The following is a 12,150-nucleotide window of genomic DNA, read 5'->3' as shown; positions in this document are numbered from 1 at the left end:
GCGATCTCTCCCTGGGGCCTGCCAAGACTAGATCATTCTTGTACCGTGATCGTTCCCACATTGTGGCGAGGGGGCTTGCCCCCGTTGGGCTGCGTAGCAGCCCCAAAACCAGCAACCGCGATGAGCAGGTTTTGCGACGGCTTCGCCGCCGAACGGGGGCAAGCCCCCTCGCCACAGGTCCCGCGCTAGATCGAGATGTTGTATTCCTTCAGGCGAGCCACAAACGCCTCTTCATCCAGCACCTTCACCCCCAGCTCATTGGCCTTGGCCAACTTCGATCCCGCGCCCGGGCCGGCGACCACGCAATGGGTCTTGGCCGACACGGAACCGGCTACCTTGGCACCGAGGCTTTCAAGTTTGTCCTTGGCGACATCGCGACTCATCAGCTCCAGCGAGCCGGTCAGCACCCAGGTCTGCCCCGCCAGCGGCAACCCTTCGATGACTTTCTTCTCACTCTGCCAATGCATGCCGAAATCGCGCAGTTGCCTTTCGGCCGCCTCGGCGAGTTGACGGTTATCGGTCCCCGCAAAGAACTCGCGAACCGATGTCGCCTGTTTTTCCGGCAGTGCCTGGCGCATGTCCAGCCAATCAGCATTCATCACCGCTTCGAGCGAGCCGAACTTGTCCGCAAGCTTCTGCGCCCCGCCCGGCCCGACCGATGGAATGTGCAATTTATCGAGGAAGCCGCCCAACGTGGTACTGGCGGAAAATTCGGCACCCAGCTCGCCCTGATCCTGAATCTGCAGGCCATGCTTGAGCAGATCCGCGATCACCTGCCGGTTGTGCGCATCTTCAAAGAAACTGTGAATCTCGTAAGCCACTTCCAGCCCGACATCCGGCAGGTACGTGAGCACCTGCGGCAACGCCTGCTGAACACGCTCCAGCGAGCCGAGAGAACGCGCCAGGACCTTGGCCGTCTCCTCGCCCACATCGGGAATGCCCAAAGCGTAGATGAAGCGCGCCAGACTCGGCCGCTTGCTGTTTTCGATGGCGCCGAGCAGGTTCTTGCTCGACAGTTCGGCAAAGCCTTCCAGGTCGACGATCTGCTCGAACGTCAGGGCATAGAGGTCAGCCGGCGAATTCACCAGACCCTCGTCCACCAGTTGCTCGACACTCTTCTCGCCCAGCCCTTCGATGTCCATGGCGCGGCGCGACACAAAGTGAATGATCGCTTGCTTGAGCTGCGCTCCGCAGGCCAGACGCCCGACGCAGCGGTACACCGCGCCTTCGCTGATGGTCTCGCGGCCCTTGCTGCGCTTGACCAGTTGCGTGCGCTCGACATGGGAACCGCAGACCGGGCATTGCTGGGGAATCTGCACTGGCCGGGCATGCTCCGGACGACGCTCGGTGACCACTTGCACCACTTGCGGAATCACATCACCGGCACGGCGAATGATCACTGTGTCACCGATCATCAGGCCCAGTCGCGCCACTTCATCCATGTTGTGCAAGGTCGCATTGGCCACGGTGACGCCCGCAACCCTCACCGGTTTCAAGCGTGCCACCGGCGTCACGGCACCGGTGCGACCGACCTGGAATTCCACATCAAGCAGCTCGGTGAGTTCTTCCATGGCCGGGAATTTGTGGGCAATCGCCCAACGCGGTTCGCGAGCGCGGAAACCCAGTTCACGCTGGGACGCAATGCTGTTGACCTTGAACACCACGCCGTCAATTTCATATGGGAGCGCATTGCGACGCTCGCCTATGTCACGGTAGTAATCCAGGCATTCCTGGATGCCGTGTGCCCGTTTCAGCTCATGGCTGATCGGCAGGCCCCAGGCTTTGAGTTGCTGCAGGTTGCCAATGTGTGTGTCGGCAATGTCCGCCGAAATCTGGCCGATGCCGTAGCAGCAGAATTCCAGCGGACGGTTGGCGGTGATCTTCGAATCCAGCTGCCGCAAACTACCCGCCGCCGCGTTACGCGGGTTGGCGAAGGTCTTGCCGCCGACTTCCAGTTGCGTGGCGTTGAGCCGCTCGAAACCGGCCTTGGACATGAAGACTTCGCCCCGCACTTCCAGGGTCGCCGGCCAGCCAGTGCCATGCAGTTTGAGCGGGATATTGCGCACGGTACGCACATTGACACTGATGTCTTCACCGGTGGTGCCATCGCCGCGGGTGGCGCCGCGCACCAGCACGCCTTCCTGATAGAGCAGACTGACCGCCAGGCCATCGAGCTTGGGTTCGCAGCTGTACTCCACCGCTGCGCCGCCGTCGAACAAATCGCCGACCGGCAAGTCCAGCCCTTCCGTCACTCGGCGATCGAATTCGCGCATGTCAGTTTCTTCGAAGGCGTTGCCCAGGCTGAGCATCGGCACTTCATGACGCACCTGGGTGAACGCCGACAACGCCGCGCTGCCGACACGCTGGGTCGGCGAGTCGCTGGTGATCAATTCGGGATGGGCCGCTTCAAGGGCCTTGAGCTCGTGAAACAAGCGATCGTATTCGGCATCCGGAATGCTGGGCTCATCCAGCACGTGGTAACGATAGTTGTGCTGATCGAGCTCGGCGCGCAGCTCTAGAATGCGGTTTTTGGCGGAGGTCATGGGTGTTCTCTCATAAAGCGAAAGAGCAGCCGAGGCTGCTCTATCTCATCTCATCAAGATCAAGAGATCGCAGCCTCGTTTCACTCGACAGCGCCTACAGGGTTCGCGATTTTCTGTAGGCGCTGTCGAGTGAAACGAGGCTGCGATCTTTTGACTTTAACGCTTCTGGGTCAAAGCGCGACGCTCGAACTCGACGATGCGCTGACGGTAGTGCTCAATCGTTTGGGCGGTCAGCACGCTGCGCTGGTCGTCTTTCAGTTCGCCGTTCAGCTCCTGGGACAGTTTGCGGGCCGCAGCCACCATCACGTCGAAAGCTTGCTTGGGATGACGCGGACCTGGCAGACCAAGGAAGAAGCTCACCGCCGGGGTACTGAAATGATCGATATCATCCAGATCGAAGACACCTGGCTTGACCGCGTTGGCCATGGAGAACAGGACTTCGCCGTTACCGGCCATGCTTTCGTGACGGTGGAAAATGTCCATTTCGCCGAAACGCAGACCGCTTTCCAGAATGTTCTGCAACAGCGCCGGGCCCTTGAAGCCGGCCGGGTCGCGGCAGATCACGCTGATCACCAGTACTTCTTCGGCTTGCGGCTGATCTTTCTCGGCCGAGCTGGCAGGCTTGGTGTCATCCGGGAAATCGTTGTCACGGCTGTTGAAGCTCGGGCCGCCGTCCAGATCCAGGTTGAGGTTCAAGTCGCCTTGCGACGGCTCGCCATGGCCACGCTTGCCACGCTTGGAACCTGACTCGCGAGGTTCACGGGCAGGCATGCTCACCGACGGCAGGTCATGCTCGTCCAGTTGCGGTTCTTTATGGGTATCCAGTACGCGGGGCGGGCCCAACAGCTCGGCGCTGGTGTCCTCATCCGGCAAATTGGACAAATTTCGGTCAAGACGGAATTTCAGTTTTCCCTTGCCGCCGCGCATGCGACGCCAGCCATCGAAAAGAATACCGGCAATGACAATAATGCCGATGACGATCAGCCACTCGCGCAGACCGATTTCCATGTAATCCCGTGCCTCTATAAAAAATGCTGAAAAATAAGGGGTTTACATTGTGCAAACCGCTTTAAAACGTGGCGCCAACTCTATGTTCTGACAGGCGTTTTGCCCACGTATACGAAAAATTGACATTAAACTAGCACGACCAAAGGCAACTTTACACCGTCTCTCAAAATCGCTGAGCAAATTGTGTCGATTTGCCATCTTCATTCATCAGTCAATGCATGCGCCGCTCAAGCTGCCCGTCGCAAGCTTCAAGCCTCAAGCTGTCCCTTGCAGCTTAAGGCTTGTAGTTTGGGGCCGTGCCGCTAGGCGTCCACCATGGCCATCGCCTCCTCCACATCCACTGCCACCAGACGCGAACAACCGGGCTCATGCATCGTCACCCCCATCAATTGATCGGCCATTTCCATGGCGATCTTGTTGTGGGTGATGTAGATGAACTGCACCGTCTGCGACATTTCCTTGACCAGCCGTGCGTAGCGTCCAACGTTAGCGTCATCCAATGGCGCGTCAACCTCATCGAGCATGCAGAACGGCGCCGGATTCAACTTGAAGATGGCAAATACCAGGGCCAATGCGGTCAGGGCTTTTTCGCCACCGGAGAGCAAATGGATGGTGCTGTTCTTCTTTCCTGGCGGCTGCGCCATGATCGTTACCCCTGTATCGAGTAGATCTTCGCCCGTCAGTTCCAAATACGCGCGTCCTCCACCGAAAACTTTTGGGAAAAGGGCCTGTAAACCGCCATTGATCTGATCAAAGGTATCTTTGAAGCGGTTTCGGGTTTCCTTGTCGATCTTGCGAATGACGTTTTCGAGCGTGTCCAGCGCTTCCACCAAATCATCATTCTGGGCATCCAGATAACGCTTTCGCTCGGATTGTTGCTGGTATTCGTCGATGGCTGCGAGGTTGATCGCGCCCAGGCGCTGAATCCGCGCAGCAATGCGCTCGAGTTCTTCTTCGGCCTCTTTCTCGTTGGCCCCGGCCAGCAGCGTGGCGAGCACGCCGTTGAGGTCGTAACCGTCTTCGAGCAGTTGATCCTGCAAAGTCTTGCGTCGTACCGTCAGCGCTTGCCATTCCATACGCTGCTGCTCGAGCTGGCTGCGAATCAACTGGGATTGCTGCTCGGCCTGATTGCGACGTTTTTCGGCGTCACGCAATTCGCGGTCGGCATCTTCCATGGCCATTTGCGCGGTCTTGAGTTCTTCGTCAACCGTCATGCGCTTGTCGAGCAGTTCTTCGAGTTTCAGCCGCAGTTCTTCCAGCGGCGCCTCACCCTCTTCGAGGTTGAGGCTCAATTGTTCGCGCTTCTCGGTCAGACGCTCGGACTGCATCTCCAGCCGTTCTAGGGCCTGGCGAGTGGAATCGTATTGCGCCCTCAGCGAACCGAGGCGTACCGCCAATTGATGCGCATGATCCTTATGCTGCCGGGCTTCCTGACGCACCCGATCGAGGCGCTCGCGCAGGCTGTCGCGCTGGGCCAACAGCAATTCACGCTGCTCGGTATCCAGCGCCATGCTGTCGAGGGCTTCCTGCAATTGCAGGCGCGCTTCGCCGATGTTTTCGTGTTCCAGGGCGCGCTGTTCACTCAACTCGGTGAGTTCTTCATCGAGACGGGTACGGCGCAACGTCAATTGCTCGATCTTGGCTTTGCCGGCGGACAGCTGGGCTTTTAATTCGCCTTGCTGACGGGCTTCGTCTTGTAGCAGACGGCGCAAATGTTCGCGACCGTTTTCCTGCTGACGCTGTTGCGCCCTGAGATTCTGAAGTCGGGTTTCCAGGGTTTCGACGGTGGCTTCGCGCTCTTCGCGTTCAAGGCCCAACCGTTGGATTTCCTGGCCCCGGGCGAGCACACCGCTTTCGGCTTCGCTGGCCCGGCGCACACGCAAAAAGTGTCGGCCGACCCAGTAACCGTCGCGGCTGATCAGGCTTTGGCCGGCGGCCAATTGCCCGCGCAAGGCCAAGGCCTGTTCAAGGCTGTCGACCGGTTTGACCTGCCCCAGCCATGGCGACAAATCTATCTGCGCCTCGACCTTGTCGAGCAAACTGCCGGGCATGCGCACGCCATCGCTGGCCGGGCTGAGCAAGCGCAAATCGCCTTGGGCAAAGCCTGCCAGATCGAAATCACCGAAGTCATCCACCAGCACCGCTTGCAGGTCGGCACCGAGCACGGTTTCCACCGCCAGCTCCCATCCGGCCTCGACCTTAAGGCCTTCGGCCAGACGCGGGCGATCCGCCAGATGCTGTTCGCGCAGCCATTGCGCAGTGCCGGTGCCGGGATCGAGCGCGGCTTGCTGCAAGGCTTCCAGCGACGCCAGTCGACCGTTGAGCCGCTGCAAATCCCCTTGGGCTTGCTGCTGCGCCGAAAGCGCTTGCTGCAACTCCTGACGCAGTTGCTCGAGGCGTTCGACCTGAGCTTCTTCGCTGGCCTGCAAGTCTTCGAGCGTGGCCTCGGACGCAGCCAACTGCTCGCTGAGTTCCATGATCGCCGCGTCTTCCGGATCCGCCGAGAGCAACGCACGCTCTTCGCCAAGGCGCTTCTGACGATCGGCCAGGCGTTCCAGGCTGGTTTCCAGCTGCTGGATCCGCGACTGCTGAACTTCGGCCTGACGGCGTGGCTCGGCGGCGGTGAGGTTGAAGGCGTCCCACTGCTCCTGCCAGCCGTGCATGGTGGTTTCGGATTCTTCCAGTGCGGCAGCGGCTTCTTCGGCGGCGGCGCTGGTGACTTCCTGTTCCGGGGTGAGCATGTCCAGCTCTTCGCCCAAGGTCAGCAGCAAGGTGCGGTCATGGCCCAGGTGGGACTCGGTTTCCAGTCGCGCGCGCTCGGCTTCTTTCAGGTCGTCTTGTAGCTGACGCAAACGTTGTTGACCGTGCTGGATGCTCTGCTCGACCCGGGCGATATCACCGCCGACCGAATAGAAACGTCCCTGCACCAGATTGAAGCGTTCGGACAAATCATGATGACCGTCGCGCAGGCGTTCAATGGCCGCGTCGGCATTGCGCTGCTCGGCCACCAAGGCTTCGAAGGTGACTTCCTGAGTGCCGATGATCGCTTCGCGCTGGCCGACCTGTTCGTTCAACGCCTGCCAGCGCAAGGCTGACAGCTGGGCCTTGAGCTGACGCTCCTCGCCCTTGTATTCCTGATATTTCTTGGCGGCCTCGGCCTGGCGGTGCAAACGCTCCAGCTGACGTTCGAGTTCTTCGCGCAGGTCGGTCAGGCGAGCAAGGTTTTCGTGGGTGCGGCGGATACGGTTTTCGGTCTCGCGCCGACGTTCCTTGTATTTGGAAATACCAGCGGCTTCTTCGATGAAATTGCGCAAGTCTTCGGGCTTGGACTCGATCAGCTTGGAGATCATGCCCTGTTCGATGATCGAGTAGCTGCGCGGGCCAAGACCGGTGCCGAGGAAGATATCGGTGATATCACGGCGGCGGCATTTGGCGCCGTTAAGGTAGTAAGTGGTCTGGCTGTCGCGGGTCACTTTACGGCGAATGGAAATTTCCGCATAGGCCGCCCACTCGCCGAGCAGCGTGCCGTCGGAATTATCGAATACCAGCTCGATGCTGGCCTGGCTTACCGGTTTACGGCTGGTCGAGCCATTGAAGATGACGTCGGTCATCGATTCGCCGCGCAGGTTCTTGGCCGAGCTCTCGCCCATCACCCAACGCACGGCATCGATGATGTTCGACTTGCCGCAGCCATTGGGCCCGACCACAGCCGCCATGTTACTGGGGAAGTTCACCGTGGTCGGGTCGACGAAGGATTTGAACCCCGCCAACTTGATGCACTTGAGCCGCACGCTTAAGCGACCGTCAGGGCAGAAATCACCAGATCGCAACTGCGCTGGGCATACGCCGTCAGCACCACGCGGATCTGAGGAAGGTCACGAGCCAGCACGGCAGCGAGCAAACGTTCGAACAGCTCGAGGAACTCGCTCATCGAGGCCTTGCGCTGATCCAGTGCCAGAAAATAGGCGCGGCTCATGGCCGGCTGCAGATTCTCGACGGTTTCCTGCAAGTACGGGTTGTTGGCGAACGGATAGGCGGCGCGCATCACGCTGAAGCTGTCGTCGACGAACGTGCGGATGTCCTGGCGTTCGTAGCTGGCGGTCAGGCGCTGCTGGATCTCCAGGAACGGCGCCATGTCGGCCTGGACGTGCCAGCCGCTGGCCACGGCATTGCCGAGCAGAATGTACAACTCGCTCATCAGCGTGCACAGGCTCTGCACCTTGTGCGCCGTCAGTTCGGTCACGTGGGCGCCACGTCGCGGCAAAATCGCGATCAGGTGGCGGCGCTCAAGGATCAGCAAGGCTTCACGGACTGAACCGCGGCTGACATTGAGGGCCAGCGTGACCTTCTGTTCCTGGATGCGCTCCCCCGGCTTCATTTCGCCGTGAATGATACGTTCGGCGAGGTGGTGAGCGATTTGCTCGGCGAGGCTGTCCGGCGCCTTGAACGTCATGGTTGTCCTTCAAACTCTTCGATCTGCACAAGCGGCGCAGTGTAGCGCAATTGATCGGTCATGGCGGAGTGCCCACTCAGCGGTTTTTGGCACGAATCGCGCAAGATTCACGCAAAAGGCAAGCGATCCCGTGAGGGTCAATAATGAAGGAACGAGTCGTTGATCGACAAAACGCTATTTCCTGACCTTTAAGTCAGAAAATCATTGACCGAAAAGTCAGACCTGCTAAATTCGGCTCATGTCGGTTAACAACAATAATGAGTTTGCGAGGCCTTCCGTGATCCAGTTTTTACTCAACCAGGAACTCCGTAGCGAGCACGCCCTGGACCCGAACCTGACCGTGCTCAATTACCTGCGCGACCATGTGGGCAAACCCGGCACCAAAGAAGGCTGCGCCAGCGGCGACTGTGGCGCCTGCACCGTGGTGGTCGGCGAGTTGCAGACGACCGACGATGGCCGCGAACACATTCGCTATCGCAGCCTCAACTCATGCCTGACGTTCGTCTCCTCCTTGCACGGCAAGCAACTGATCAGCGTCGAAGACCTCAAGCACCAGGGCGAGCTGCACAGCGTGCAAAAAGCCATGGTCGAGTGCCATGGTTCGCAGTGCGGGTTCTGCACGCCGGGCTTCGTGATGTCGCTGTTTGCGCTGCAAAAGAACAGCGACGCACCCGATTCTCATAAAGCCCACGAAGCCCTGGCCGGCAATCTCTGCCGCTGCACCGGTTATCGGCCGATCCTGGCCGCTGCCGAGCAATCTTGCTGCGGCAAACAACCTGACCAGTTCGATGCTCGCGAAGCGGACACCATCGCTCGCCTGAAAGCCATCGCCCCCACTGACATAGGCGAACTCAACAGTGGCGACAAACGCTGCCTGGTGCCACTGACCGTGGCCGATCTGGCGGACCTCTACGACGCTTACCCACAGGCCCGCTTGCTGGCCGGCGGCACCGACCTGGCGCTGGAGGTCACCCAGTTCCACCGCACCTTGCCGGTGATGATCTACGTGGGCAACGTCGCTGAAATGAAACGCATCGAACGCTTCGACGATCGCCTGGAAATCGGCGCCGCTACCGCCCTCTCCGATTGCTACGACGCCTTGAAGGCCGAGTACCCGGATTTCGGTGAATTGCTGCAGCGTTTCGCGTCCTTGCAGATTCGCAACCAGGGCACGCTGGGCGGCAACATTGGTAACGCCTCGCCAATTGGCGACTCACCACCGCTGCTGATCGCCCTCGGCGCGCAGATCGTCCTGTGCAAAGGCGAAACCCGCCGCACCATGGCCCTGGAAGATTACTTCATCGATTACCGGGTGACCGCGCGTCAGGAAAGCGAGTTCATCGAAAAGATCATCGTGCCGCGCGCCAGCGTTGAACAGCTGTTCCGCGCCTATAAGGTATCCAAGCGTCTGGACGATGACATTTCCGCAGTCTGTGCTGCATTCAACCTGCGCATCGACACCGGCGTGATCGCCGACGCCCGCGTCGCCTTCGGCGGCATGGCGGCCATTCCAAAACGCGCGAAGAATTGCGAAGCCGCGCTGGTTGGCGCACCGTTTAACAGCGCCACCGTCGAACGCGCCTGCGCTGCATTGGCCGAAGACTTCACGCCGCTCTCGGACTTCCGCGCCAGCAAGGAATACCGCCTGCTCAGCGCGCAGAATCTGCTGCGTAAATACTTCATCGAACTGCAAACACCGCACATCGAGACTCGGGTGACCGCTTATGTCTAATCATCACGCTGTAGAGAAGACCCAAGCCGAACTGGCTGAATTGTTCGCCAAGGACCTGGCCACCGGTGTCGGCCGCAGCGTCAAGCACGACAGCGCCGACAAGCATGTGTCCGGTGAAGCGCAGTACATCGACGATCGGCTGGAATTCCCCAATCAGCTGCACGTTTACGCACGGCTGTCGGACCGCGCCCACGCGAAAATCATCAGTATCGACACCAAGCCCTGCTACGCCTTCGAAGGCGTGCGCATCGCCATTACCCACGAAGATGTGCCGGGCCTGAAAGACATCGGCCCACTGTTGCCGGGCGATCCGTTGCTGGCCATCGACGACGTGCAATTCGTCGGTCAACCGGTACTCGCCGTGGCGGCGAAAGACCTGGAAACCGCGCGTAAAGCAGCGATGGCCGCGATCATCGAATATGAAGATCTGGAACCGGTTCTGGATGTGGTTGAGGCTCTGCGCAAACGCCATTTCGTGCTCGACAGCCATACCCACAAGCGTGGCGATTCGGCCACTGCTTTGGCCACCGCCGAGCATCGTATCCAGGGCACGCTGCACATCGGCGGCCAGGAACACTTCTATCTCGAAACCCAGATCTCGTCGGTGATGCCAACCGAAGACGGCGGCATGATCGTTTACTGCTCGACCCAGAACCCCACCGAAGTGCAGAAGCTGGTGGCGGAAGTGCTGGATGTGTCGATGAACAAGATCGTCGTCGACATGCGCCGCATGGGCGGTGGTTTCGGCGGCAAGGAGACTCAAGCGGCTAGCCCGGCATGCCTGTGCGCGGTGATTGCGCACCTGACCGGTCAGCCGACCAAAATGCGCCTGCCGCGTGTCGAAGACATGCTGATGACCGGCAAGCGCCACCCGTTCTACGTCGAGTACGACGTGGGCTTCGACAGCACCGGCCGCTTGCATGGCATTGCACTGGAACTGGCCGGCAACTGCGGCTGCTCACCGGATTTGTCGGCATCGATTGTCGACCGCGCGATGTTCCATGCCGACAACTCGTACTATTTGGGCGACGCGACCATCAACGGTCACCGCTGCAAAACCAACACCGCCTCGAACACCGCTTACCGTGGTTTCGGCGGCCCGCAAGGCATGGTCGCCATCGAAGAAGTGATGGACGCGATTGCCCGCCATTTGGGCCTCGACCCACTGGCCGTGCGCAAGGCCAATTACTATGGCAAGACCGAGCGCAACGTCACCCATTACTACCAGACCGTCGAGCACAACATGCTCGAGGAAATGACCGCCGAACTGGAAGCAAGCAGTCAGTACGCCGAGCGTCGCGAAGCGATCCGTCGCTACAACGCCAACAGCCCGATCCTGAAAAAGGGCTTGGCGCTGACCCCGGTGAAATTCGGTATTTCCTTCACCGCCAGCTTCCTCAATCAGGCCGGCGCACTGATCCATATCTACACCGACGGCAGCATCCATCTGAACCATGGCGGCACTGAAATGGGCCAGGGTCTGAACACTAAGGTTGCGCAAGTCGTGGCTGAAGTGTTCCAGGTGGAAATGGACCGCGTGCAGATCACCGCAACCAACACCGACAAAGTCCCGAACACTTCGCCAACCGCGGCTTCCAGTGGCGCCGACCTCAATGGTAAAGCGGCACAAAACGCGGCTGAAATCATCAAGAGACGCCTGGTGGAATTCGCCGCGCGGCAGTACAAGGTCAGCGAAGAAGACGTGGAATTCCACAACGGTCATGTGCGGGTTCGCGATCATATCCTGACGTTTGAAGCGCTGATCCAGCAGGCGTATTTCGCTCAGGTTTCACTGTCGAGTACCGGCTTCTACAAGACCCCGAAAATCTACTACGACCGCAGTCAGGCCCGTGGTCGACCGTTCTATTACTACGCCTTCGGTGCAGCCTGCGCCGAGGTGATCGTCGATACCTTGACTGGCGAGTACAAAATGCTGCGCACCGACATTCTGCATGACGTCGGCGACTCTCTGAACCCGGCGATCGACATCGGTCAGGTCGAGGGTGGTTTCATCCAGGGCATGGGCTGGCTGACCATGGAAGAACTGGTGTGGAACAACAAGGGCAAACTGATGACCAACGGCCCGGCCAGCTACAAGATCCCGGCGGTGGCAGACATGCCATTGGACCTGCGGGTGAAGCTGGTGGAAAACCGCAAGAACCCGGAAGACACGGTGTTCCATTCCAAGGCCGTGGGTGAGCCTCCGTTCATGCTCGGGATCGCCGCGTGGTGTGCGATCAAGGACGCCGTGGCCAGTTTGGCCGACTACCGGCATCAACCGAAAATCGACGCACCGGCGACCCCGGAGCGGGTGTTGTGGGGCTGCGAGCAGATGCGGCAGTTGAAGGCTTTGAAGCCTGTTGAGGCTGAAGTCGAGTTGGCTTCGCTGTAAAACCGCGTCGCGGTCATCGCAG

Annotated in this window: 6 protein-coding genes; 2 read left to right on the top strand and 4 right to left on the bottom strand. The window is 59.8% G+C overall.

The features are described 5' to 3' along the window. Nucleotides 1-185 precede the first annotated feature (185 nt). The 4 genes from ligA to FHW68_RS04715 all read right to left on the bottom strand — a co-directional run bounded on the left by ligA (nucleotide 186) and on the right by FHW68_RS04715 (nucleotide 8,004). Entirely contained in the window at nucleotides 186-2,543 is a 2,358-nt protein-coding gene (gene ligA, locus FHW68_RS04730; protein WP_183679094.1) for an NAD-dependent DNA ligase LigA, read from the bottom strand. Nucleotides 2,544-2,699: 156 nt separating this feature from the next. Further along, on the bottom strand, nucleotides 2,700-3,551 hold the full coding sequence (gene zipA, locus FHW68_RS04725) for a cell division protein ZipA (RefSeq protein ID WP_183679092.1): 852 nt from the start codon (nucleotides 3,549-3,551) through the stop codon (nucleotides 2,700-2,702). Nucleotides 3,552-3,853: 302 nt separating this feature from the next. Next, complete coding sequence (gene smc / locus FHW68_RS04720) at nucleotides 3,854-7,342, bottom strand: chromosome segregation protein SMC (protein ID WP_095634270.1); 3,489 nt, start codon at nucleotides 7,340-7,342, stop codon at nucleotides 3,854-3,856. 2 nt (nucleotides 7,343-7,344) lie between these two features. Next, nucleotides 7,345-8,004 carry a GntR family transcriptional regulator gene (locus FHW68_RS04715; RefSeq protein ID WP_095634271.1) on the bottom strand — a complete coding sequence of 220 codons (660 nt, stop codon included), beginning with the start codon at nucleotides 8,002-8,004 and terminating at the stop codon, nucleotides 7,345-7,347. A 277-nt stretch (nucleotides 8,005-8,281) separates the two neighbouring features. Between FHW68_RS04715 and xdhA the strand changes: the two genes are divergently transcribed. Then, nucleotides 8,282-9,736: a xanthine dehydrogenase small subunit gene (xdhA, locus tag FHW68_RS04710; protein WP_183679090.1), complete on the top strand. Its 1,455-nt coding sequence runs from the start codon at nucleotides 8,282-8,284 to the stop codon at nucleotides 9,734-9,736. Beyond that, complete coding sequence (gene xdhB, locus FHW68_RS04705; protein ID WP_183679088.1) at nucleotides 9,729-12,128, top strand: xanthine dehydrogenase molybdopterin binding subunit; 2,400 nt, start codon at nucleotides 9,729-9,731, stop codon at nucleotides 12,126-12,128. Before xdhA ends, xdhB begins: the two co-directional genes overlap by 8 nt. The last annotated feature ends 22 nt before the right edge of the window (nucleotides 12,129-12,150 follow it).

Origin of the sequence: Pseudomonas sp. Tn43, assembly GCF_014192635.1 — a bacterium.
In the GTDB taxonomy this organism is placed as follows: domain Bacteria; phylum Pseudomonadota; class Gammaproteobacteria; order Pseudomonadales; family Pseudomonadaceae; genus Aquipseudomonas.
Note: the sequence above shows the minus strand (reverse complement) of the source record. Positions and strands in the feature narration are given on the sequence as shown.

What these genes read in the sequence shown, in the direction of transcription:
- ligA (WP_183679094.1), bottom strand. Translation starts at nt 2,543, where the DNA reads ATGACCTCCGCCAAAAACCGCATTCTAGAGCTGCGCGCCGAGCTCGAT.
- zipA (WP_183679092.1), bottom strand. Translation starts at nt 3,551, where the DNA reads ATGGAAATCGGTCTGCGCGAGTGGCTGATCGTCATCGGCATTATTGTC.
- FHW68_RS04715 (WP_095634271.1), bottom strand. Translation starts at nt 8,004, where the DNA reads ATGACGTTCAAGGCGCCGGACAGCCTCGCCGAGCAAATCGCTCACCAC.
- xdhB (WP_183679088.1), top strand. Translation starts at nt 9,729, where the DNA reads ATGTCTAATCATCACGCTGTAGAGAAGACCCAAGCCGAACTGGCTGAA.